The sequence below is a fragment of the Streptomyces lavendulae subsp. lavendulae genome (assembly GCF_002803845.1).
Taxonomy (GTDB): domain Bacteria; phylum Actinomycetota; class Actinomycetes; order Streptomycetales; family Streptomycetaceae; genus Streptomyces; species Streptomyces lavendulae.
The window spans coordinates 2,858,850-2,882,131 of the sequence record NZ_CP024985.1; the positions used below are offsets into that span (position 1 = coordinate 2,858,850).

21 protein-coding genes are annotated in these 23,282 nt (G+C 72.2%); 6 read left to right on the plus strand and 15 right to left on the minus strand.

The genetic code is table 11. The features are described 5' to 3' along the window. Window positions 1–128 precede the first annotated feature (128 nt). Window positions 129–881 carry a methyltransferase domain-containing protein gene (locus SLAV_RS11890; protein WP_051840509.1) on the plus strand — a complete coding sequence of 251 codons (753 nt, stop codon included), beginning with the start codon at window positions 129–131 and terminating at the stop codon, window positions 879–881. Window positions 882–888: 7 nt separating this feature from the next. On the opposite strand, the gene SLAV_RS11895 is transcribed toward SLAV_RS11890, so the two are convergent. Beyond that, window positions 889–1,977, minus strand: coding sequence for a tetratricopeptide repeat-containing glycosyltransferase (locus SLAV_RS11895; RefSeq protein WP_037686626.1), 1,089 nt, complete (start codon window positions 1,975–1,977; stop codon window positions 889–891). Between the two features lie 237 nt (window positions 1,978–2,214). Between SLAV_RS11895 and SLAV_RS40990 the strand changes: the two genes are divergently transcribed. Further along, window positions 2,215–2,925, plus strand: a complete 711-nt coding sequence (locus SLAV_RS40990) for a hypothetical protein (RefSeq protein WP_158740551.1) — start codon at window positions 2,215–2,217, stop codon at window positions 2,923–2,925. A gap of 153 nt (window positions 2,926–3,078) precedes the next feature. Here SLAV_RS40990 and SLAV_RS11910 read toward each other — a convergent pair whose 3' ends face one another. Both SLAV_RS11910 and SLAV_RS11915 read right to left on the minus strand, forming a co-directional pair. Beyond that, the gene (locus SLAV_RS11910) at window positions 3,079–3,279 is read right to left on the minus strand and encodes an acyl-CoA carboxylase subunit epsilon (RefSeq protein WP_030227297.1); all 201 of its coding nucleotides are present in this window, start codon (window positions 3,277–3,279) and stop codon (window positions 3,079–3,081) included. A 23-nt stretch (window positions 3,280–3,302) separates the two neighbouring features. Next, window positions 3,303–4,886, minus strand: coding sequence for an acyl-CoA carboxylase subunit beta (locus tag SLAV_RS11915; RefSeq protein ID WP_100660869.1), 1,584 nt, complete (start codon window positions 4,884–4,886; stop codon window positions 3,303–3,305). Between the two features lie 257 nt (window positions 4,887–5,143). On the opposite strand from SLAV_RS11915, the gene SLAV_RS11920 reads away from it, so the two are divergent. Further along, window positions 5,144–5,746, plus strand: a complete 603-nt coding sequence (locus tag SLAV_RS11920) for a YceI family protein (RefSeq protein ID WP_030236237.1) — start codon at window positions 5,144–5,146, stop codon at window positions 5,744–5,746. Window positions 5,747–5,776: 30 nt separating this feature from the next. Here the strand turns inward: SLAV_RS11920 and SLAV_RS11925 are convergent, their stop codons facing one another. From SLAV_RS11925 to ureA, 6 genes are all read right to left on the minus strand, one after another. Further along, entirely contained in the window at window positions 5,777–7,138 is a 1,362-nt protein-coding gene (locus SLAV_RS11925; RefSeq protein WP_030236234.1) for a hypothetical protein, read from the minus strand. A gap of 104 nt (window positions 7,139–7,242) precedes the next feature. Then, window positions 7,243–8,865 carry a citramalate synthase gene (gene cimA, locus SLAV_RS11930; protein WP_030236230.1) on the minus strand — a complete coding sequence of 541 codons (1,623 nt, stop codon included), beginning with the start codon at window positions 8,863–8,865 and terminating at the stop codon, window positions 7,243–7,245. A 327-nt stretch (window positions 8,866–9,192) separates the two neighbouring features. Beyond that, window positions 9,193–9,813: a TetR/AcrR family transcriptional regulator gene (locus SLAV_RS11940; RefSeq protein WP_030236226.1), complete on the minus strand. Its 621-nt coding sequence runs from the start codon at window positions 9,811–9,813 to the stop codon at window positions 9,193–9,195. A 38-nt stretch (window positions 9,814–9,851) separates the two neighbouring features. After that, entirely contained in the window at window positions 9,852–10,892 is a 1,041-nt protein-coding gene (locus SLAV_RS11945) for an agmatine deiminase family protein (RefSeq protein WP_037687985.1), read from the minus strand. 20 nt (window positions 10,893–10,912) lie between these two features. Further along, window positions 10,913–12,595, minus strand: a complete 1,683-nt coding sequence (locus tag SLAV_RS11950) for an urease subunit alpha (protein ID WP_030236222.1) — start codon at window positions 12,593–12,595, stop codon at window positions 10,913–10,915. A gap of 56 nt (window positions 12,596–12,651) precedes the next feature. Next, window positions 12,652–13,383: an urease subunit gamma gene (gene ureA, locus SLAV_RS11955; protein WP_037687983.1), complete on the minus strand. Its 732-nt coding sequence runs from the start codon at window positions 13,381–13,383 to the stop codon at window positions 12,652–12,654. A gap of 157 nt (window positions 13,384–13,540) precedes the next feature. Here ureA and SLAV_RS11960 point away from each other — a divergent pair, with 157 nt between their 5' ends. Beyond that, entirely contained in the window at window positions 13,541–14,971 is a 1,431-nt protein-coding gene (locus SLAV_RS11960; protein WP_030236216.1) for a cytosine permease, read from the plus strand. Window positions 14,972–15,053: 82 nt separating this feature from the next. On the opposite strand, the gene SLAV_RS11965 is transcribed toward SLAV_RS11960, so the two are convergent. From SLAV_RS11965 to SLAV_RS11975, 4 genes are all read right to left on the minus strand, one after another. Beyond that, window positions 15,054–16,139, minus strand: a complete 1,086-nt coding sequence (locus SLAV_RS11965; protein WP_030236214.1) for a branched-chain amino acid aminotransferase — start codon at window positions 16,137–16,139, stop codon at window positions 15,054–15,056. Window positions 16,140–16,368: 229 nt separating this feature from the next. Further along, window positions 16,369–17,409, minus strand: coding sequence for a 3-isopropylmalate dehydrogenase (locus tag SLAV_RS11970; protein ID WP_030236211.1), 1,041 nt, complete (start codon window positions 17,407–17,409; stop codon window positions 16,369–16,371). A 103-nt stretch (window positions 17,410–17,512) separates the two neighbouring features. Then, window positions 17,513–17,644 (minus strand): hypothetical protein, encoded by a 132-nt coding sequence (locus SLAV_RS43120; RefSeq protein ID WP_256462237.1) that lies wholly within the window; start codon window positions 17,642–17,644, stop codon window positions 17,513–17,515. 260 nt (window positions 17,645–17,904) lie between these two features. After that, entirely contained in the window at window positions 17,905–18,837 is a 933-nt protein-coding gene (locus SLAV_RS11975; protein ID WP_030236209.1) for a LysR family transcriptional regulator, read from the minus strand. A 100-nt stretch (window positions 18,838–18,937) separates the two neighbouring features. Between SLAV_RS11975 and SLAV_RS11980 the strand changes: the two genes are divergently transcribed. After that, window positions 18,938–19,954 carry an NADP-dependent oxidoreductase gene (locus SLAV_RS11980; RefSeq protein ID WP_030236205.1) on the plus strand — a complete coding sequence of 339 codons (1,017 nt, stop codon included), beginning with the start codon at window positions 18,938–18,940 and terminating at the stop codon, window positions 19,952–19,954. 119 nt (window positions 19,955–20,073) lie between these two features. Beyond that, window positions 20,074–22,104, plus strand: a complete 2,031-nt coding sequence (locus tag SLAV_RS11985; protein ID WP_030236202.1) for a phosphocholine-specific phospholipase C — start codon at window positions 20,074–20,076, stop codon at window positions 22,102–22,104. 80 nt (window positions 22,105–22,184) lie between these two features. Here SLAV_RS11985 and SLAV_RS11990 read toward each other — a convergent pair whose 3' ends face one another. Together SLAV_RS11990 and SLAV_RS42355 are read right to left on the minus strand one after the other, a co-directional pair. Beyond that, window positions 22,185–22,748, minus strand: a complete 564-nt coding sequence (locus tag SLAV_RS11990; RefSeq protein WP_388099371.1) for a GNAT family N-acetyltransferase — start codon at window positions 22,746–22,748, stop codon at window positions 22,185–22,187. Continuing rightward, entirely contained in the window at window positions 22,718–23,275 is a 558-nt protein-coding gene (locus tag SLAV_RS42355; RefSeq protein WP_030236197.1) for an SMI1/KNR4 family protein, read from the minus strand. The genes SLAV_RS11990 and SLAV_RS42355 overlap by 31 nt, the downstream gene beginning before the upstream one ends. Between the last annotated feature and the right edge of the window lie 7 nt (window positions 23,276–23,282).

Consider the following 23,282-nt stretch of genomic DNA (forward strand, 5'->3'; position numbering starts at 1 on the left):
GGGATCCCCTCAGGGGATCCCGGCGCTCCGTCTTTGCCGCCCCGCGCGTGGCACGCCCTGGCCCGCGGCCCGTTGTGGGATCGTCGCGTCGACCGGATCGGCGAGCGGCGAGTTTCGAGGTGATGGGGATGTCCGTGTCCCGCAGCGACGCGTACGGCACGTGGTTCTACGAGAGCCAGCAGGACGGCTCGGCGCGGTCCGCCGAGCGGGTGCTGCCGCTGGTCTTCGACCTGGTCGAGCCCTCCAGCGTGGTCGACCTGGGCTGCGGTACGGGGTCCTGGCTGGCGGCGGCCCGCCGGCTGGGCGCGCAGTCGGTCCTCGGGGTCGACGGGGACTGGGTCACCGAGTCCGCCCTGCGCATCCCGGCGGAGTCCTTCCTGCGGTGGGACCTCTCCGAGCCGCTGCGGCTGGAGGGCCGGCGCTTCGACCTGGCCATGTCCCTGGAGGCGGCCGAGCACCTGGACCCGGGCCGGGCCGACTCGCTGGTCGCCGACCTCTGCGCGCTGTCCGACGTGGTGCTCTTCTCGGCCGCGATCCCCGGTCAGACCGGCAGCGACCACCGCAACGAGCAGTGGCCGAACTACTGGCGCGACCACTTCGGCCGGTGGGGGTACGAGCTCGTCGACTGCCTGCGAACCCGGCTGTGGGACGACCCCGAGATCGAGCCCTGGTACGCGCAGAACGCCTACCTGTACGTGAGCGCGGACCGCCTGGCGGAGGACGAGCGGCTGCGGCAGGCGGCGGCGGAGACGGGGCGCATGCCGCTGTGCGCGGTGCACCCGGGGCTGCTGGCCCTCTTCTCGAAGCCCTTCGCTCCGGAGGTGCCCGTACCGCGCGTGCTGCGTCCCGCTCCGCTGCGTTTCACCGCGGCCGCGCGGTAGCCGACCGTCAGGCCTGGGCGGGCACCGACAGCCGCTGGAGGGCGAATCCGCGGTTGATTTCGGTCTGCCTGCGGTAGGAGGCGGGCAGGGCGGGCAGGGCGAGGAGCCGGTCGCAGGCGTGGAGGCTGGCGGCCAGGTCGCCCACCCAGAACGCGGTGATGGAGTACTCGAACAGCAGCCCCCAGCGGTAGACCCAGGGCTGGATGAACAGGACGTCGTCCGGGACCGGCCGGTCCAGGCAGGCCCGGACGATGGCGTGCGCCGAGTGGTACCGGCCGAGGAGCCGTAGCCGCGAGACCAGTTCGTAGCAGGCCTCCATCCGCTCCGGCCGGGACTCCCAGGCGCGGTCGAGCGCGTCCCTCGCGGCGGGCCAGTCGGCCGGGTCACCGCTGTCGCCGTGCAGCACGCCGACCTGGAGGAGGGACTGGTACACCTCCTCGCCCCAGCCGCCCATGGCCGCCCGCCGCTCGTACAGGCGGATGGCCTCGGCGCGTTCGCCCATGTCGCGCATGGTCTGGGCGAGGTAGAAGACGGTCCGTCCGTTGTCCGGGTCGCGTGCCATCTCGGCGCCCAGCAGCCGGGCGTCGCGCTCGAACTTGTCGTGCTTGGAGCCGCCGTCGCCGTGGTCCTCGATGGCCAGGGCGTCCAGGTGGGCCACGGTCTCCGAGCGGTCGCAGGTGATGTATTCGTGGGTGACGCCCTCGTACCGCCACGGCAGCCGGCCGCTCACCAGCCGCTTGATGCGGTACTCGGTGTCGCCCTCGTGGCGGAGCATGTACGAGTCGGCCACCAGCGGCGGCAGGGGCGCGTCGGCCCGCAGGACGAGGTCGGCGTCGAGGAGGAGCAGATAGTCGGCCTTGCCGCGGGCGTGGGCGATGTTGAGACTCCGGTTGTGGCCGAAGTCGGTCCAGGGCTCCTCGTGGAGTTCGCCGGGGATCCCGTCGAGGGCGGCGCGGATCAGCTGCTGGGTGCCGTCGGTGGATCCGGTGTCGGAGATGACCCAGGTGTCGATGTGGTCGCGCACCGAGGCCAGGCAGCGCTCGATGACGGCGGACTCGTTCTTCACGATCATGCAGAGGCAGATGGTCGGCTTCACGGCGGGGACCCTATGGACCGCCGGACGGGTACGGCCCGCAGCGCGCCGCGCGGCTGACCCGGGCGGGTGCGTGCACTGGGCCGAACCGCTGAACGGCGGGCGCGCCGCGCGGCGCGGCGCGGCGGGTGGTCCCCAGCATGTCTGCGTACCACCGGACGATCCGGTGATCATCCGATCAGATTTTCCAAGGAGCGGCACATGCGTCCTGAGGACAGCTGCAGATCCAAGCTGGGCCCGGTGCCCAGGCGAGCCGGCTGGCTCACCGGCGGAGCGTTCGCCTCCCTCGCCCTGGTGCTGGGCGGCGTCGCCTCCCCCGCCGTCGCGGCGGCGGCACCCGGGGCTGATGCCCTGGGCGGTGGGGATCACTGCACGTCGTCCGAGTCGCGGCACAAGGCGGCGCCGTCCGGCGGGGGTGGCGACGACGACGAGTGCCGCGGTCCGCAGGGCCCGAGGGGTCCGCGCGGTCCGAAGGGCGAGCGGGGTCCGACGGGTCCGACAGGTCCGACGGGCGCCACCGGAGCCACGGGTGCGACGGGTGCGACGGGAGCAGCCGGCCCGTGCATCGACATCGACAGTTACTCCCGCTCCAACAGCGAGTCGTTCAGCGCCGCCGTCCGCAACGGCATCGTCTCTGCCGGTCGTGCGCCGAACACGGGTGCCCCGGTGATCTGGCAGAACCTCTCGGGCATCACCGGCTACCCCAGTACCGCTGAAGCGGGCGTCCCGTGCGGCGTCTCGATCGAGGCCGCGGGCAACGACGCCTACGTCAAGACCCTGACCACCACCGGCCGGGTCTACCAGCTGCACGTCGCCGTCAACGGGGCGAACTTCACCCCCGACACCACGACGGGATGGGTGCTCCAGGTCGGCCCCGCCCTGCGCCGGGGCAAGAGCGTCCCCTTCCACGGAGAGGTTTCCTACGGCTTCTCGCCGAACAAGGTCGAGTGACCCGGGCCTGACCGTCCGGCATGCCGGCGCCCGGCCCCGCCCCCACCCCGGGGCGGGGCCCTTCGGCGTCCGGGCTGCGAACGCCGACGGCCGCCGTCCGTACCCGGGTTCGGGTACGGACGGCGGCCGTCGGACGAAGCGGTGGCGCGTCGGCTAGCCCTGCCAGCTGTGCGGGGCCTGGAAGCCCCGGCTGCGCTCCAGGCGGCGCCAGCCGGCCTGGGAGCGACGGGTGGTGGCGGCCTCCTCGGGCGCGGCGGCGGCGCGGGCGAGCAGGATCGCGGTGATCGCGGCCAGCTCCTCGGGCGCGGCGTTGCCCTTCTCGACCTTCAGCAGGGTGTCGGTGGCGGTGCTCATCGGTGGCAGGTCTCCTTCGCTCGTTACTGCGGCGGGTTGCCGTGCTTGCGGGACGGCAGATCGGCGTGCTTGGTGCGGAGCATCGCGAGGGCGCTCACGAGCACCTCGCGGGTCTCGGCGGGGTCGATGACGTCGTCCACGAGGCCGCGCTCGGCCGCGTAGTACGGGTGCATCAGCTCGGCCTTGTATTCCTTGACCATCCGGGCGCGCATCGCCTCGGGGTCCTCGGCGTCCGCGATCTGCTTGCGGAAGATGACGTTGGCCGCGCCCTCGGCGCCCATGACGGCGATCTCATTGGTCGGCCAGGCGTAGGTGAGGTCGGCGCCGATGGACTGGGAGTCCATGACGATGTACGCGCCGCCGTAGGCCTTGCGCAGGATCAGCGAGATCCGCGGCACGGTGGCGTTGCAGTACGCGTACAGCAGCTTGGCGCCGTGGCGGATGATGCCGCCGTGCTCCTGGTCGACGCCCGGCAGGAAGCCGGGGACGTCCAGCAGTGTGACGATCGGGATGTTGAAGGCGTCGCAGAGCTGGACGAACCGCGCGGCCTTCTCGGAGGCGTGGATGTCCAGGACGCCGGCGAGGTGGCCGGGCTGGTTGGCGACGATGCCGACGACCTGGCCGTCCAGCCGCGCGAGGGCGCAGATGATGTTGCGGGCCCAGCGCTCGTGGATCTCCAGGACGTCGCCGTCGTCGACGAGCTCCTCGATCACCTTGAGCATGTCGTACGGGCGGTTGCCGTCGGCCGGGACCAGGTCCAGCAGGACCTCGGAGCGACGGTCCTTCGGGTCGTCGGTCTCGTGGACCGGCGGGTTCTCGCGGTTGTTGGAGGGCAGCATCGTGATGAGGTAGCGGACCTCGGAGATGCAGGTCTCCTCGTCGTCGTACGCGAAGTGCGCCACGCCCGAGGTCTCGGCGTGCACGTCCGCACCGCCGAGGCCGTTCTGGGTGATCTCCTCGCCGGTCACCGCGCGGACCACGTCCGGGCCGGTGATGAACATCTGCGAGGTGTCGCGGACCATGAAGACGAAGTCCGTGAGCGCCGGGGAGTACGCGGCGCCGCCGGCGCAGGGGCCGAGCATGACCGAGATCTGCGGGATGACGCCCGAGGCCTTGGTGTTGCGCTGGAAGATGCCGCCGTACCCGGCGAGCGCCGAGACGCCCTCCTGGATGCGGGCGCCCGCGCCGTCGTTGAGGGAGACCAGCGGGGCACCGGCCGCGATGGCCATGTCCATGATCTTGTGGATCTTCGTGGCGTGGGCCTCGCCCAGCGCGCCGCCGAAGATCCGGAAGTCGTGCGCGTAGACGAAGACCGTACGGCCCTCGACGGTGCCCCAGCCGGTGATGACACCGTCGGTGTAGGGCTTCTTGGCCTCCAGGCCGAAGCCGGTGGCCCGGTGCCTGCGGAGCTGCTCGACCTCCTTGAAGGAACCCTCGTCGAGCAGGAGCGCGATGCGCTCACGCGCGGTCAGCTTGCCCTTGGCGTGCTGCGCTTCGGTCGCCCGGTCGCTGGGGCCGCGCCGGGCGTCCTCGCGGAGGGAGTGCAGCTCGGCCACGCGCCCGCGGGCGTCCGTCGGCTCGCTCGGAGTCTGGTCCACAACGGTCATGTACCGACCTTACGAAGCCCGGCCATGAAAACCCTCCGTTGGTTCTACACAGTCTCGGGCCCCATCCGCTGTACGGGCCGGACAGAACCTCCGGAGGATGTACGGACTCCCCCAGCGGGGACCTTCGGCCTTTGTGGGAGTCGAACAAAACCGACCCACATGGACGCAGGAAGTTGAAATTTGAACGGAATGGCTCTAGCCTCGCTCTAGTTGAACTTTCAAGCAATTTCCACGCAGAACCTTCCGAGGAGGAAGCCATGGGTCTCTTCACCCGCCGCAGCCAGACCACCCCCGTCGCCACGCTCGACGTGGACCCGGCGCTCGCCGCCCTCACCGGGGACTACACGATCGACGCGAGCCACAGCAGCATCGGCTTCACCGTGCGCCACGCCATGGTGACCAACGTCCGCGGCAGCTTCACCGAGCACGAGGGCACCCTGCACCTCGACGGCACGGACCCGTCCCGGTCCACGGCCGCCATCGACGTCACCATCGCCTCCGTCGGCACGGGCATCGCCGACCGCGACGCGCACCTGCGGGGCGCCGACTTCTTCGACGCCGAACGCTTCCCCCTGATGCGCTTCCGCTCCACCTCGGCGCAGCGCGTCGGCGGCGACACGTACCGGATCACCGGAGAACTGACGATCAAGGACGTCACGCGTCCGCTCTCCATCGACCTGGAGTTCGCGGGCAGCGCGACCGACGTCTACGGCAACGAGCGCGTCGGCTTCGAGGGCTCCGCCGAGATCCTGCGCTCCGACTGGGGCCTGACCTGGAACGCGGCCCTGGAGGCCGGCGGCGTCATGGTCAGCGACAAGGTGAAGCTGACCTTCGACATCTCGGCGATCAAGCAGGCCTAGTCCTGCCGGGCGGCTCCGGGCCGGGGGCGGCTACCAGCCGCCCCCGCCGTCGAAGCCGCCGCCCCCGTCGAAGCCGCCCCCGCCGCCGAAGTCCCCGCCGCCGAAGTCGGACGGGTTGAAGTCCGCCCCGGAGACGTCACCGCCCTCGAACCCGGAGCCCATGCCACCGCCGAAGTCGGAGGCGTAGGCGGGAGAGGACATCATCGAACCGAGCATCGTGCCCACGAGCAGGCCGGGCAGGATGCCGCCGCCGAAGTAGCCGCCGGCCCAGGGGCCGTACGCCGGGCCGGCGTCGTAGTACGGGCGCGGCCCGTGCTCGGTGTCGACGGTGCGGACCGCCGGGTCCAGGCCGTCCCGCAGCCGTACGGCGTCCGCCGCGCAGACCGGCACCGTACGCGGCGCCCCGCCGGCCGGCGCCCAGGCGGCGTCCTCCGTGCTCGGGCCGTGGCGCGGGTCGAAGAAGCAGGGCGAACGGCGCTCCGGCAGGGGCCGACCCTGGCGGCGCGCATCGAGGCGGGCCAGCGCGAAGCGGCCGTCCTCCAGCGCCTGGGTCACGCCCTGGACCTCCTCCGGGCGCTGCACCGAGGCCATGATCTGCTTGGCCTTCTCGTAGGAGTCCAGGCCCTGCTCGTAGTCCGCGCGCATCGCGTCGTCGGCGCCGGGCTCGCCCGGGTGGAAGTCGAGGCGGTCGAGCTCCTCGCCGAAGGCGGTGATGTCCTCGTCCACGACCACGCTGAGGCGCGCGACGGCCTCGCGGCGGGCCTCCTCCTTCTGCCTGCGGTTGCGCTTGACCAGCGCGTACGCCCCGCCGCCACCGACCAGTGCGACCGCGCCGAGGCCGATCAGGGCGCCGGTGGGGAAGGCCTCGTCCGCCGCGGCGCCGCCCCAGGAGGCCGGGGCTCCGCCCTTGACCTGGGTGAGGGCCTGGTCGACGAAGTTGTTGAGCTGGGTGTTCGCGTCCACCGGGGTGCCGGTCTTGACGGCGTCGGTGAGGTTGCGGACGGCGTTGCCGGACATCACCGTCCGGTCGGCGCCGGCGTTGAAGCCGTCGCCGAGGCGGATCGCGTACAGGCCGGTGATCCCGGTCTCGGCGCGGACCGCGCCGAGCACCTTGTCCTGCGGGAACTGGGCGGTGTTCGGGAGCACGGCGACGAACACCGGCTTCCCCGCGTCCTTGATCTTCTTGGCCAGCGCGTCCGCCTGGCTCTGGGACAGCTGTGACCGCGCCCCCGGGTCGACGTAGACCGGCCCCTCCTTCAGGGCCTCCCCCACGGCGGAGACCCCCGTGGCCGCCGACGCCTGCGGGGCGGCCACGAAGGCGGTCGCCGACAGGGCCAGCAGCAGGCCTGCCAGCATCGGTCGGAAGCGCGCGGAAATCAGCCTGGTCCTCATGCCCACGACGCTACCCGAACCGGATGTTTCCTGTGTGAGCTGGACATAAGGGCGATCCGGCGACCCGGCGGACCGCGCCGGGGACGCCTGCTCCGCCGGTTCGGCTACTCCGCCGGTTCGACGCCCGCGTGCAGGAGGCCGAAGGTGAAGGCGTCCTCCAGGGCCTGCCAGGACGCGGCGATCACGTTCTCGGCGACGCCGACCGTGGACCACTCCCGGGTGCCGTCCGTCGTGGAGATCAGGACGCGGGTCGTGGACTCCGTGCCGTGCTTGCCCTCCAGGATGCGGACCTTGTAGTCGATGAGCTCGAACTTGGCGAGCTGCGGGTAGAAGCGTTCGAGGGCCACGCGCAGGGCCCGGTCCAGGGCGTTGACCGGGCCGTTGCCCTCCGCCGTGGCGACGATCCGCTCGCCCTTGGCCCACAGCTTGACCGTGGCCTCGTTGGCGTGGGTGCCGTCGGGGCGGTCCTCGACGATCGCGCGCCAGGACTCCGTACGGAAGTACTTGCGGGCCCGGCCCTCGACCTCGGCGCGCAGCAGCAGCTCGAAGGAGGCGTCGGCGGCCTCGTACGTGTAGCCCCGGAGCTCCCGCTCCTTGACCCGCTCGACGACCCGGGAGATCAGCGCGCGGTCCCCGCCGAGGTCGACGCCGAGCTCCTTGCCCTTGAGCTCGATGGAGGCGCGGCCGGCCATGTCGGAGACCAGCATCCGCATGGTGTTGCCGACCCGCTCGGGGTCGATGTGCTGGTAGAGGTCGGGGTCGACCTTGATGGCCGAGGCGTGCAGGCCCGCCTTGTGCGCGAAGGCGGAGACGCCCACGTACGGCTGGTGCGTGGAGGGGGTGAGGTTGACGACCTCGGCGATCGCGTGCGAGATGCGGGTCATCTCGGCGAGGGCGCCCTCGGGGAGCACCTTGCGGCCGTACTTGATCTCCAGTGCGGCGACGACGGGGAAGAGGTTGGCGTTGCCGACGCGCTCGCCGTAGCCGTTCGCGGTGCACTGCACGTGCGTGGCGCCGGCGTCGACGGCGGCCAGGGTGTTGGCGACAGCGCAGCCGGTGTCGTCCTGGGCGTGGATGCCGAGGCGGGCCCCGGTGTCCGCGATGACCGTCGCGACGACGGCGGTGACCTGGGCGGGGAGCATGCCGCCGTTGGTGTCGCAGAGGATGACGACGTCGGCCCCGGCCTCGTGCGCGGTGCGGACCACGGACTTGGCGTACTCGGGGTTGGCGCGGTAGCCGTCGAAGAAGTGCTCGCAGTCGACGAAGACGCGGCGGCCCTGGGCGACCAGGTGGGAGACGGTGTCCCGGACCATCTCCAGGTTCTCTTCGAGGGTGGTGCGCAGGGCGAGCTCGACGTGCCGGTCGTGGGACTTCGCGACCAGGGTGATCACCGGGGCGCCGGATTCCAGGAGGGCGCGGACCTGCGGGTCCGCGGCGGCGCTGCCGCCGGCCCGGCGGGTCGCGCCGAAGGCGACGAGCTGGGCGTTCTTGAAGTCGATCTCGGCGCGGGCGCGGGCGAAGAACTCGGTGTCGCGGGGGTTGGCGCCGGGCCAGCCGCCCTCGATGAAGCCGACTCCGAAGTCGTCCAGGTGCCGTGCGATGGTCAGCTTGTCCGCGACCGTGAGGTTGATGCCCTCACGCTGGGCGCCGTCGCGCAGGGTGGTGTCGAAGACGTGGAAGCTGTCATCGAGGGCCGCTGTCGGCTCCGTCGCCTCTGTCGTCGTCATGCTGATCTGACTCCTGTCGGATGAGTGGTTCCGGAAGCCCGGGATCCACTGCCCCCATCATCGCGCGCTGCCGACCCGGCGTGGTTTTGGAGCCGGGAAACGAAAAGACCCCTCGCGGGTGCGAGAGGTCTGCGCGCGGGTCTGAGGCACGGTGGCCGCTGCCGCGAAGGTCTTCCACGGTTTCAGCGGTCACAGAGGACCGGCGCGCTGCTGTCCATAATCATGAGCTGAGCAGGCACGCTCGCAGTGTGCCACACCGCCCGTCGCCCGTGGACGCCGGTCTCAGCATCCGGGCACCCCGGTCCGGCAGCCGGTCCGGCCGCCCCGTCAGGCTTGTGCCACCAGGGCTTCCGCGAGGTACTCCGCCACGTGTTCGAGGATGTCCTCGCGCCCCGTGCCCGGCAGGCCGACGGCCAGCTGGATGCTGAAGCCGTCGAGCAGGGCCCGCAGGCGGGCCGCGAAGCGGTCGGCGTCCACGGGGCGGAACTCGCCGCGCGAGATGCCCTCGGCGAGGAGGGCGACCAGGTCGCGGTGCCAGGCGCCCTCGATGGCGGCCTGCCGTTCCCGTTCCTGGGGGCCGGCGTTCTGGGAACGGTTCCAGACCTCCAGCCACAGGGTCCAGTGCGGGTCCCGGGGGCCGTCGGGCACGTAGAGGTCCACGTAGGCCCCGATGCGGGCGCGTGCCGTGCCGGGACGGGACAGCAGGGCCCGCCGCTCGGTGCCCAGCGCCGCCTCGCTCCACTCCAGGGTCCGCAGCAGGAGCTCGTCCTTGCTGCCGAAGTAGTAGAGGAGGTGGCCGCTGCTCATGCCGACCTGGCGGCCGAGGCCGGCCATGGTCAGGCCGTCCAGTCCGCGCTCGGCGATCGTGGCCATGGCGGCGACGAGTACGTCCTCGCGCGGGGGCGCGTTCTTGCGCGCCGCCCGTACCGGTACTCCACCCGCCACCATGGGCCACTCCTTCACGAGGTTCGCCGGCGGTCCGTGGGTCAGACCTTCGGCTGCTGCTGGGTGATGCAGTGGATACCGCCACCCCCGGCGAAAATCGTACGTGCGTCAACGAGCGTCACGGTCCGCTCCGGGAAGAGACCGCGGAAGATCTCGGCGGCCTCCTCGTCGCGCGGGTCGTCGAAGGCGCACAGCACCACGCCGCCGTTGCAGAGGTAGTGGTTGATGTACGAGTAGTCCACCCATTCGCCGTCCTCCTCCAGGACGGTCGGCGCCGGGACCTCCACGACCTCCAGCTGCCGGCCGCGGGCGTCGGTGGAGGCGCGCAGGATCGCGGCGATGGTCTTGCAGCGCTCGTGGTCCGGGTGGGCGGGGTCGGGCTGGGTGTGGACCATGACCACGCCGGGGCGGGCGAACGCGGCGACGATGTCCACGTGGCCCTGGGTACCGTAGGTGCCGTAGTCGCCGGCCAGGCCGTACGGGAGCCAGATGGCCTTGGTGGTGCCGAGGTGGGCGTGGATCTCGGCCTCGACCTCCTGGCGGGTCCAGCCCGGGTTGCGTCCCTCTCCGAGCTGCACGGTGTCGGTCAGGAGCACGGTGCCCTCGCCGTCCACGTGGATGGCGCCGCCCTCGTTGACCAGGCGGGTGCTGTACGTACGGGTGCCCGCGAGGTCGGAGACGTGCCGGGCGATCTTCTCGTCGTGGTCCCAGCGGGCCCACTCCTGGGCGCCCCAGCCGTTGAAGGTCCAGTCGACCGCGGCCAGCTCGCCGGCCTCGTTGGTGACGAAGGTGGGGCCGATGTCGCGCATCCAGGCGTCGTCGAGCTCGCGCTCGACCAGCTGGACGTCCTCTCCGACGATCGCGCGCGCCGAGTCGGCGTCGCCCGGGGAGACGACGAGGGTCACGGGCTCGTACGAGCGCACCGCGCGGGCGACGGCGCCCCAGGCCTCGCGGGCCTCGGCGAGTTCCCGCTCGTTGGTGAAGGTGGGGTTGGGGCTGGGCCACGCCATCCAGGTGCGCTCGTGGGGGGTCCACTCGGCGGGCATCCGGAAACCGTCGGCGGTGGGCTTGTTCGTGGTCATGGCAGAGGTCCTTACGGGCTTCACAGGAAGTACAGGCGGTTGAGGGAGACCGACTCGGCGGCTTCGGAGCGCAGCGGTTCCCCGTCGAGGGAGACCAGTCCGCTGCGCGCGTCCACATCGACCGCGCCCACCCGGGAGTTGAGGAGGAGGTCGCGCGGGCCGATGCCGCGGGTGCCGCGGACGGCGACCCGGCGGCGGCGGGTGGGCATCTCGTCGGAGCCGAGCGCGGCGGCCGCGGCGGAGACGAAGGCGACGGAGATGTCGGCGGCGGTGGCCCCGTGGGAGCCGAACTGCGGGCCGAGGACGAGTGGTTCGCAGGTGTCGGTGGCGGCGTTGGGATCGCCGGTGACTCCGTAGGCGGGGAAGCCTGACTTGAGGACCAGCTGGGGCTTGGCGCCGAAGAAGGCGGGGCGCCACAGGACGATGTCGGCGAGCTTGCCGACCTCGATGGAGCCGATCTCGTGGGCCAGGCCGTGGGCGATGGCCGGGTTGATCGTGAGCTTGGCCATGTAGCGCAGGACGCGGGCGTTGTCGTCGCCCTCGCCGTCGCCTTCCAGCGGGCCGAGCTCGCCCTTCATCTTCGCGGCCATGGCGAAGGTGCGGCGGATCGTCTCGCCGGCGCGGCCCATGCCCTGGGCGTCGGAGGAGGTGATGCCGATGGCGCCCAGGTCGTGCAGGACGTCCTCGGCGCCCATGGTCCCGGCACGGATGCGGTCGCGGGCCATGGCGGCGTCGCCGGGGAGGTCCGGCTTGAGGTCGTGGACGGAGACGATCATGCCGTAGTGCTCGGCGACGGCGTCGCGCCCGAAGGGCAGGGTCGGGTTGGTGGAGGAGCCGATGACGTTCGGCACGCCCGCCATCTTGAGCACGTTGGGGACGTGCCCGCCGCCGCAGCCCTCGATGTGGAAGGCGTGGATGGTGCGTCCGTCCAGGACGCGCAGGGTGTCCTCGACCGAGAGGCATTCGTTGAGGCCGTCGCTGTGCAGGGCGACCTGTACGTCGTGCTCCTCGGCCACCCGCAGGGCGGTGTCCAGCGCGCGGGTGTGGGCGCCCATGTCCTCGTGGACCTTGAAGCCGGAGGCCCCGCCCTCGGCCAGGGCCTCGACCAGCGGGGCCGCGTCCGAGGAGGACCCGCGGGCCAGGAAGCCGATGTTGACGGGCCAGGCGTCGAAGGCGTTGAAGGCGTGCTTGAGGGCCCACGGGGAGTTGACGCCGACGCCCCAGACCGGGCCGAACTCCTGGCCGATGATCGTGGTGACGCCCGCGGCGAGCGAGGCCTCCATGATGCGCGGGGAGAGCAGGTGGACGTGGGTGTCGACGGCTCCGGCGGTGGCGATCAGGCCCTCGCCGGAGACGATGCTCGTGCCGGTGCCGACGACCACGTCGACCCCGTCGAGGGTGTCGGGGTTGCCGGCCCGGCCGATCGCGTGGATGCGGCCCTCACGGATGCCGATGGACACCTTGCGGATGCCGAGGACGGCGTCGATGACCAGGACGTTGCTGATCACGACGTCACAGGTCTCGCGGACGGCCGCTGCCTTCAGGTGCAGGCCGTCACGGGCCGTCTTGCCGAAACCGGCCAGGAACTCGTCCCCCGGCTTCTGCGCGTCGGACTCCACCCGGACGGTCAGCCCGGAGTCGCCGAGCCGGACCCGGTCCCCGGCGCGGGGGCCGAAGACGGAGGCGTACTCGTGCGGGTCGATGTGCCGGCTGCCCGGGGCGCAGTGCGCGCTGTGGTCGGTGTGGGGGGTCTGACGGCTCACGCAGGGTCTCCTTCCGGGGCGCCTTCCGGAGCGCCTTCGGTGGTGCCGGCCACGCCCAGGTAGCCGCAGGCGGCGGCCCGGCGCAGGGCCTCGGCCTTCGCGCCGGGGGCGTCGAGCGGGCCGTCGACCAGGCCCGCGAAACCGATCGCGATCCGGTCGCCGCCGATCGGGACGAGGCCGACCTCGCCCTCGCCGTGCGGGTCGAAGCGCACCGAGGACCCGGCCGGGACGCACAGCCGCATGCCGTAGGCCGCGGCGCGGTCGAAGTCGAGGCGCGGGTTCGCCTCGAAGAAGTGGAAGTGCGAGGTGACGCTCACCGGCACGGGGGCGGTGTTGCGCACCCGCAGGTGGAGGGCCGGCTCCGGCTGGGGGGCGCCGGGGCCCGGTACGACCGCGCCCGGGGCGTCGTCGCCGAGCGGGGTCGCGCCCCGGATCGGGGACGAGACCACCGCGAGGCGGGAGCCGTCGTCGAAGACGGCCTCCACGTGGACCTCGGTGACCACGTCGGCCACGCCGGGCAGCACGTCGTCGGGGCCCAGGACGCTCCGGGCCTCCTCGATGGCCTCCGCCAGGCGCCTGCCGTCCCGCGCGGCCTCGCAGACCGTGTCCGCGATCAGCGCGGTCGCCTCGGGGACGTTGAGCCGCAGGCCCCGGGCCCGCCGGGCCCTGGCCAGTTCCGCGGCACTGCGCAACAGCAGGCGGTCGCGCTCCGCAGGGGTCAGCCGCACGCCGATCCACCACCTTTTGAGTCGATGGGTTAGAGCATCACTCTAACTCTTCATTTCCTCGCTGGGAATCATTGACCTGGGGGCCGGGCCTGAGTCACATTGAGTGGCGCTCAAACAATTGCGCAACCACCCCCCGCCCTGCCAAGGGAGTCCCCCCATGCCCATCGAACAGCGCGGAGTCGACACCATCCCGGAGGAGGAGCGGACGAGCGGTCCCCGTGACCTGATCTCGATCCTTCTCGGCTCCAACCTCTGCCTCGGTGTGATCGTCTTCGGCTGGCTGCCCCCGTCCTTCGGACTGGGGCTGTGGCCCTCGCTCACCGCCATCGTGACCGGCACCGTCGTCGGGATCGCGGTGACCGCGCCGCTGGCACTGGTGTCCCTGCGCACGGCGACCAACCTCTCCACCTCCAGCGGAGCCCAGTTCGGCGTCCGCGGGCGGCTCGTCGGCTCGGTCGTGGGTCTGCTGCTCTCCCTCGGCTACACCGCGCTCACCCTGTGGATCGGGGGCGACGTGATGGTCGGCACCCTGTCCCGGCTCACCGGACTGCCGGACAACGGCATCACGCGGGCGGCGATGTACGGCGTACTCGCCGCGTGTACCGTCGTCGGGGCCGTGTTCGGCTACCGGCTGCTGCTGCGGATGAGCAAGGTCCTGTCCATCGGCATGGTGGTCCTGCTGGCCATCGGCGTCTTCGCCTACGCCCCCGACTTCACCACCGCCGCGCCGGAGGCCTCGTACCTCCTCGGCTCCTTCTGGCCGACCTGGCTGCTCGCCGCCGTCGCCGCCGGGCTCAGCGGTCCCGTCGCCTTCATCACCCTGCTCGGCGACTACACCCGCTACGTCTCCCCCACCCGGCACAGCTCCCGCAAGGTGTTCTGGGCCACCGCCTTCGGCCTGCTGGTCGGCCTGCTCGTACCGCAGCTGTTCGGCACCTACACCGCGCTCGCCGCCCGGGCGGGCTCCACGGACTACGCCGGGCCGCTCGTCGCCGCCTCGCCGTTCTGGTACCTGGTGCCGCTGCTCGCCGCGGCCGCCGCGGGTTCCGTGGGCAACGCCGGACTGATGCTGTACTCCATGGGCCTCGACCTCGACGCGATCGTCCCCAAGGCCACCCGTACGAAGGCCACCGTGATCGCCGCCACCGTCGCCACCGCCTTCGTCTTCGTCGGCTCCTTCGAGTGGAACGTGCAGTCCGCGATGACCTCCTTCGTCCTGCTGCTGACCGCCATCGGCACCCCGTGGGCCGTGATCACGCTGATCGGCTTCGTGCGCTGCCGCGGCCGGTACGACGCCGACGCCCTCCAGGTCTTCAACCGCCGCTCGGTGGGCGGGATCTACTGGTACCGCGGCGGCTGGAACCCGCGCGCCACCGCCTCCTGGGCGATCGGCGCGGGTGTCGGCCTGCTCGCCGTGAGCACCCCCTTCTACGAGGGCCCGCTGCTCGCCCTGACCGGCGGGGTGGACTGCTCCTTCATCTTCTCCGGCCTGGCCGGCGGACTCGTCTACACGGCGCTGACCGCCCGCACCGCGCCCGCCGCCGTCCCCGCCCCGGCCCCCGCCGCGGAGGAACCGGCCACCGTGTGAGGCCCTCCCCCGCCGGACGCACGAAGGCCCGCGCCCCCCGGATCGGGGGCGCGGGCCTTCGTGCGCGAGGGGTTCCCGGCGGCTAGCCGAGCGGGTGCATCCAGCCGTGGGTGTCGGCGGTGCGGCCGGTCTGGAGGTCGAGGAGCGCCTTGCGGAGCTTCATGGTGACCTCGCCGGGCTCGCCGTCGCCCTGGGTCCAGTTGGCGCGCTCGGACTTGACCGAGCCGACCGGGGTGATGACGGCGGCGGTGCCGCAGGCGAACACCTCGGTGAGGGTGCCGTTCTCGTTGTCGCGCTTCCAGTCCTCGGTGGTGATGCGGCCCTCCTCGGCGGTGTAGCCGAGGTCGCGGGCGATGGTGAGGAGGGAGTCGCGGGTGATGCCCGGCAGGAGCGAGCCGGTCAGCTCGGGGGTGACGATGCGGTCGCCGTACACGAAGTACAGGTTCATGCCGCCCATCTCCTCGATCCAGCGGTGCTCGACGGCGTCCAGCCAGACGACCTGGTCGCAGCCGTGCGAGGCGGCCTGGGCCTGGGCGACGAGGGAGGCCGCGTAGTTGCCGCCGGTCTTGGCGGCGCCGGTGCCGCCCTTGACGGCGCGGACGTACTCCTCGGAGAGCCACACGGAGACGGGCTTGACGCCGCCGGGGAAGTAGGCGCCGGCGGGCGAGGCGATGACCATGAAGAGGAACTCGTTGGCCGGACGGACGCCCAGGCCGACCTCGGACGCGAACATGAACGGCCGCAGGTACAGGGAGGCCTCGCCGGAGTCCGGCACCCAGGCGCTGTCCTGCTTGATGAGGGCGTCACAGGCCTCGATGAACAGCTCGGCCGGCAGCTCCGGCATCGCCATGCGGCGGGCGGAGGCCTGGAAGCGCTCGGCGTTGGCCCGCGGGCGGAAGGTGGCGACGGTGCCGTCGGGCTGCTTGTAGGCCTTGAGGCCCTCGAAGATCGTCTGCGCGTAGTGCAGGGTCATGTTCGCCGGGTCCATCGACAGCGGCGCGTACGGGACCAGCTCGGCGTCGTGCCAGCCGCGGCCCTCCGTCCACTTGATCGTCACCATGTGATCGGTGAAGTGGCGGCCGAAGCCGGGGCTGGCCAGGATCGCCTCGCGCTCCGCGTCGGACAGCGGGTTCGAGGAGGGCTTGAGCTCGATCGTGGGCATCGTCATGAGTGCTTGTCCTTCACCGTTTGTGTATGGCGGACCGCGCTCATGCGTACCAGGACGTTCGAGCTTCCCCGTTTTTCGCGGCCTCGCGTTCGATTATCGCGCGCGAGGGGGTTCCGGTGAAACGGGGTGAATGCGGCCCAGGGGAGATGGTGGCACCCGGGGCCGCACAGGAGAAGCCGCCGGGTCCGGTGGTCGCGACCCTGCGGCTTCCTGAGGTGGAGCTGCCGGGTCAGCCGGCTACGCGTGCGGCGAGGGCGTCGCCGATCGCGTCGGTGGAGCGGAAGGTCCCGTCGCGCTCGGCCAGGTCGGCGGAGACGGCGTCCTCGATGCGCACGGCCTGCTCCTCGTAGCCGAGGTGGCGCAGCAGGAGGGCGACGGAGAGGATCGTCGCGGTCGGGTCGGCCTTGCCGGTGCCCGCGATGTCGGGGGCCGAGCCGTGGACGGGCTCGAACATGGACGGGAAGGAGCCGGTCGGGTTGATGTTCCCGGAGGCGGCCAGGCCGATCCCGCCGGTCACGGCGGCGGCCAGGTCGGTGAGGATGTCACCGAAGAGGTTGTCCGTGACGATGACGTCGAAGCGCTCGGGCTGGGTGACGAAGAAGATCGTCGCGGCGTCGACGTGCAGGTAGTCGGTGGTGACCTCGGGGTACTCCTGGCCCACCTTGTCGAAGATGTTCTTCCACATGTGGCCCGCGTACACGAGGACGTTGTTCTTGTGAACCAGCGTCAGCTTCTTGCGCGGCCGGGCATTGGCCCGCTCGTACGCGTCGCGGACGACGCGCTCCACGCCGTACGCGGTGTTGATGCTGACCTCGGTGGCCACCTCGGCGGGGGTGCCGGTGCGCAGGCTGCCGCCGTTGCCGGTGTACGGGCCCTCGGTGCCCTCGCGGACCACGACGAAGTCGATCTCCGGACGGCCGGCGAGCGGGGTGGCCGTGTTGGGGAAGAGCTTCGAGGGGCGCAGGTTGATGAAGTGGTCGAAGGCGAAGCGGAGCTTCAGCAGCAGACCGCGCTCCAGGACGCCGGACGGGACCGAGGGGTCACCGATGGCTCCGAGCAGGATCGCGTCGTGGTGCTTGAGCGCTTCGAGCTCCGCGTCCGGGAGGGTCTCACCGGTGCGGTGCCAGCGCCGGGCGCCGAGGTCGTACTCCTTGGTCTCCAGCTTCACATCCTGGGGCAGGACCGCGGTAAGGACCTTGAGGCCCTGAGCCACGACTTCCTGGCCGATGCCATCACCGGGGATCACTGCGAGATTGATGCTGGTCGACATGACGGAACCGTACTCCGTGTCCCAGCCCTCAGACATATCGCGTCCACCATGTGGACCAATGGTCCACCGTGGACGCGACGTGTCCCGGGCCGGATCGGTGGGATCAGTGGCCGGTCGAACCGCCGTTGTCCCGGCGGTCCAGCGCGCGCTGGAGGGCGGCCGCGGCGTTCTTGCGGTCGGCGTCGGCCGGGGAGGAGTGGCGGACGCGACGGGTGGCGGCGGAGGTGGGGGTCATGGTGATCGACTCCTTGAGATCACGGCGTGGCGGGGCCACGGATGAGGGGTTCCTTCAAGGCGCCGGAAGAGGCGGGAAGCGGCGCGGCAGGGGTTGCCTGCCCAGGGGCGCGCGCTCTCGACCGCCATTCGCTGGATCAGCGAGACGTTCGGCTTCTACAAAGCTAGGCCAGGTGCGGCTGTATGTCTCGGCAATTACTCGGACTTCCTACTATCTGAGACGCCCGAACCCCCGGAAGGCCCCTCCCAGGGACTCCGTTTTCAGCCCCTTTCGGCCCTGAGTTCCCTGATCAGAGCCCTGACAGCGAGAGTGGACGCCAATTCCGGTGTGGTGACGTATCCCACGCGCCTCACCGGCCCCTGAGGGCCCAGTCCGGCGATCTCGACGGCGTCCGTGGCCTCGCGCAGCGACAGCTCCGGAAGGATCGCCATGCCCAGGCCCCGGCCGACCATGGTCAGCACCATGGCGTCGTCCTCGGCCTTCACGGTGGCCCGCGGGATCCAGTCCTGGGCCCGCCACCAGTCCCGGGTGTAGGAGCCGCAGTTCTCGTCCCAGTCCAGCAGCGGCAGCGCCTTCGGGTCGGGGTGCCCGGCCGGGTGGACCAGGGAGTAGGCCTCCCGGGTGAGCTCCCCGCTCAGCAGGCCGTCGGGGAGACCGTCCGGCAGACCGGACGGCCCGGACGGCGGGCCGGACGGCGGGCCGGAAGCGGGCCCGCTCAGGGTCGCGATGGCGAGGTCCGCCCGCCCCGCCGCCACCTCCCCCGCGGTACCGGGCCCGAGTTCGCGCACCACCCTGATCTCGGGCCGGACCCCCGGGTGCCGCGCGGCCAGCCGCTCCAGCGCGGGCGGCAGCAGGTGCAGGGCCGCGCTGCGGAAGGCGGCGATGCGCAGGACCCCCTCCGCCGTCCCCGGCCCGGCGGCGGCCCGGCCGGCGGCTCGGGCCTCCGCGCCCAGCACCTCGTAGAGCCGCAGGATGCGCCTGCCCAGGGCCACGGCCCGCTCCCCCGCCGGGGTGGGCGAGGCGCCGGCGCGCCCGCGGTCGAAGAGCACCGCGCCGACCTTGGCCTCGCTGCCGCGCACCGAGTGGGAGACCGCCGACTGGGTGATCCCGAGCCGGTGCGCGGCGGCGGAGAAGCCGCCCGCCTCGGCGACGGCCACCAGCACCCTCAGTTCCTGCGGCGCGAGCTCGGTCACGGGGTTCCCACCTCGGTGTATGAGCCGCGCTCATGGGTGCGCGGCTTCCATGAGGGCAACCCCCTGCCCGGCCCCGGGATTCCTCCCTACGTTCGTCGCCATGACCACCACGCACACCGCTTCCTCCGTCCACCTGACCGCCCGCCCCACCGGCTTCCCCTCCCCCTCCGGCTTCGCCTTCGTGTCCCACCCCGTTCCCGAACCCGCCCCGGGCACCGCGCTCGTGGAGAACCTGCTGCTCTCGGTGGACCCGTACCACCGCGGGATGATGGACGGCGGCGAGGGCGGCTTCGCCCTGCACTCCCCCCTCGAAGGACGCTCGGTGGGCCGGGTGACCGCCTCCCGCGATCCGGGCCTGGCCGAGGGCGACCTGGTCTTCCACCGCTCGGGCTGGCGCACCCACGCCCTGGTCACCCTGGGGGTGGACGGCACGCGCAAGCTGCGCGGCCACGCGGGCGTCCCCCTGGAGGCGTACCTGTCCGTCCTGGGCGGGACCGGCCTGACCGCGTACGCCGCCCTCACCCGGACGGCGGCCCTGCGCGAGGGCGAGGACCTGTTCGTCTCGGCCGCGGCGGGCGGGGTCGGCACGGCCACCGGGCACATCGCCCGGCTGCTCGGCGCCCGCCGGATCATCGGCAGCGCGGGCTCGGCGGCGAAGGTGCGCCACCTCACCGACGTCCTCGGCTTCGACGCGGCCTTCGACTACCACGACGGGCCGGTCGGCGAGCAGCTGGCGCAGGCCGCCCCGGACGGCATCGACGTCTACGTGGACAACGTGGGCGGAGACCACCTGGAGGGCGCGATCGACGTCCTGCGCGAGTACGGGCGGATCGCCTGGGTCGGCGGGATCTCGATGTACAACGGCGACCGCTCCCCCGCGGCGCCCCGCAACCTCTTCGAGGTCGTACACAAATCGCTGCGCCTGGAAGGGGTATTGGTTCGAAATCACACCAATCTGCAGGACGAGCTGGAGGACTTCCTGGTCCCCCACCTGCGCAGCGGACGGGTGAGCACCGAGACCACCGTTGTCCAGGGGTTCGACCGGACCGTGGAGGCTTTCCTGGGCGTACTGCGCGGGGAGAACGTGGGCAAGATGCTGGTCCGTCTCAAGGACTGAATCCGGCCAACCGGATGTTCACCGAGTTCTTACCGCACAGATGTAGACCTTTGCAGGGGCTGCCGCCACTCTTGCCGTCAATGTGCCAGCGGGGCACTTGAGTTGGAGGCGAGCAGCCAGTGACACCGATCAGCCGCAGAGGTTTCGTGGGAATCGGCGCCGGGCTCGTGGCGGGGGCGACCCTGCCCGCGATCACGCCGACGACGGCGGCCGCGGCCGCCGCGACCGGCACGATCACCGATGTGAAGCACGTGGTGATCCTGATGCAGGAGAACCGCAGCTTCGACCACTACTTCGGCAGGCTGAAGGGCGTCCGCGGCTTCGGCGACCGCGCCGCCGGCAACATCCCGGGCGGCTGGGGCACGTTCAACCAGCCCAACTGGGGCGGGCGCCAGTACCCGTGGAAGCTCTCCGCCACCCCGGCGGCCGGCGGCGCCGACAGCGAGACCCTGGCCCAGTGCACGGGCGACCTCCCGCACAGCTGGACCTCGCAGCACGCGGCCTGGAACAAGGGCCGGATGGACAACTGGGTCCTGGGCGTCGGCAAGACCCACACCCTCGGCTACCTGGACCGCGGGGACATCCCCTTCCACTACGGGCTCGCCGACAACTACACGATCTGCGACGCCTACTTCTGCTCCACCCTCAGCGCCACCGGCCCCAACCGCACCTTCCTGTGGAGCGGCAAGGTCGACGCGGGCAGCAAGGACGGCGGCGAGGAGTCCGGGCTGACCTGGGAGACGTACGCGGAGGCCCTCCAGCGGGCCGGGATGACCTGGAAGGTCTACCAGAACGCCCAGGACAACTACGGGGACAACGGCCTGGCCTACTTCAAGCAGTTCACCGACTCCAAGCCGGGCGACCCGCTGTGGGACCGGGGCATGGCCTCGGTCCCCAAGGTCACCGGCTCCACCCCGGACGACATCGCCGCCGCCATCCGCGCGGACGTCGTCGCCGGCACCCTGCCCCAGGTGTCCTGGGTGGTGGCGAACGAGGCCTTCTCCGAGCACCCGTACGCCCCGCCCGGCGACGGCGCGCACTTCGTGGACCTGGTCTACCGGGCGCTCGCCGCGAACCCGGAGGTCTTCGACTCCACCGTCCTGTTCCTCAACTACGACGAGAACGACGGCTTCTTCGACCACGTCCCGCCGCCGGTCGCCCCGCCCGGCACCGCCGGCGAGTACCTGGACGGCGTCCCGATCGGCCTCGGTTTCCGCGTCCCGATGCTCGTGATGTCGCCGTGGACCCGGGGCGGCTGGGTCAGCTCCGAGGTCTTCGACCACACCTCGGTGCTCCGCTTCATGGAGACCTGGACGACAGCCCTGGGCACTCCGGCCACCTGCCCCAACATCAGCCCCTGGCGCCGCAAGGTGGTCGGTGACCTGACCGGCGTCTTCGACTTCGCGCACCCCGTCTACGGGGTCCCCTCGGGCCTCCCGCCGACCGCCAAGGTGATCGGGCAGGCGACGTGCGGCCCGCTGCCCAACCCGGCCCCCCAGGACAACGCCCTCCCGGCGCAGGAGCCCGGGACGCGCCCGGCGCGGGCGCTCCCGTACCAGGTCAACGGCAACCTGGACCGCTTCGAGTTCGGGACGGCCGGGCAGATCACGGCCTGGTTCTCGATGACCAACCAGGGCGCCCCGGCGAAGCAGGCGGCGCACTTCTCCATCCACCCGCACCAGTACCGGGACACCACCGCCTGGCAGTACACGGTCGACCCCGGCACCACCGCCGCGGACTGGTTCTCCATCGGCCTCGGCAGCGGCTCCGGCAAGTACGACATCTCCATGTACGGGCCGAACCGCTTCCTGCGCCGCTTCATCGGCGACGCGACCAAGGTGGGCAAGTCCCTGGAGGTCGCCGCCCGCTTCGCGGTCGAGTCGGGCACCGGCAAGATGGCGATCTGGTTCAAGATGACGAACGCGTCCGCCTCGCCGGTCACCTTCACCGTCCGCTCGAACGCCTACCGCACGGACGGACCGTGGACGTACACCGTCCCGGCGAACTCCTCGCGCGAGGACTTCTTCAACGCGGTCGCGTACAGCAAGGGCTGGTACGACTTCACGATCCTGGCGGACGCGGACGGCACCTGGTCGCGCCGCTACACCGGCCACATCGAGACGGGCGCGGCGAGCGTCTCCGGCTCCTAGCCCCGGCCGCCGGAGCGGCGCCCGGCGCGCGGCGCCGCTCGGGCGCGGCTCCGGCTCCGACTCCGCTCCGGCGGCGGGGCCTACAGCACGTCGCCGTCGCGCCAGTCGAAGTCGAGCCGCCCGGCCGGGTCCGGCACGACCCCGCCGGGCGGCGTCCACACGTACGTCGAGCCCTCCTCGTCGGGGAGGCGCACCGGGCCGTCCGGGCCGAGGACCCCGACCGGGCCGGGGTGCGGGCGCCAGCCGCGGCCCGCGTACAGGGCGGCCCCGGCCTCGGAGGCGGACAGGGCGCCGAGCACGTACGCCCGCCCGATCACCCCCTCCAGGGCGGCCATCACGGCCCCGCCCAGTCCGGCGCGCCGCAGGTCCGGCCGTACCGCCACGGCCTCCACGTACCCGGTGCGCAGGGCGCGGCCGCGGTGCAGCACCCGGCGCTGGACGACGCTGCCGTGCGCGACGAGCGATCCGTCCCGGTGGAGCAGGGCGTGCACACCGCCGAGGGCGTGTTCGAAGTCCTCGTCGGCGAAGTCCCCCGCGAAGGCGAGGTCGAGCAGCTCCCGGATCGCGCGCAGCTCCCCGGCACGCAGTTCGGCGGTGTGGACGAGGCGTACGGTCACGGCGTCTCCAGCCAGTCGGTGTACCAGGCGCGGAAGTCGGGTGCGGCGGGGACGAATCCGCCCCAGTCCGGGTCCAGCCGCCACACCTGTCCCGCGTACGGGCCGTTCAGGACCAGCCGGAGGTAGAGCCCGCAGCCCTCCTCGGCGAGGGTGAGCGTGCCGGCGGCGAGCTCCCCGTCCCCGCGGCCGAGGGGCCCGGGACGCGGCGCGGTCAGCGCGAAGGGCGCCGCCGCACGGCCCGGCCGCCGGTCGTCCTCCCATTCCCCGTCCACCGCCCAGTCCTCCCCCGCCGCCGCCTCCGGGCGCGGGGTGACCAGCGGCAGCAGCCCGTGGCCGGGCCCCGCCGGGCCGTCGCCCACCGCGGTCACGAAGGCCCGGTACTGCGGCGGCAGCCGGATCCCGTGCAGCTCCTCGAAGCCGTCGACCGCCGCCGGGGCGAGCGGGGCGGCCAGCGCGTACCGGTGCGTCCGCGCCCCGTGCCGGGCGTGCCCCGGGTCCCGGGCGGCCTTGTCCCGCAGCCGCTCCCGTACGGCGCGCGCGTCCCAGATCTCCATCCGGGGA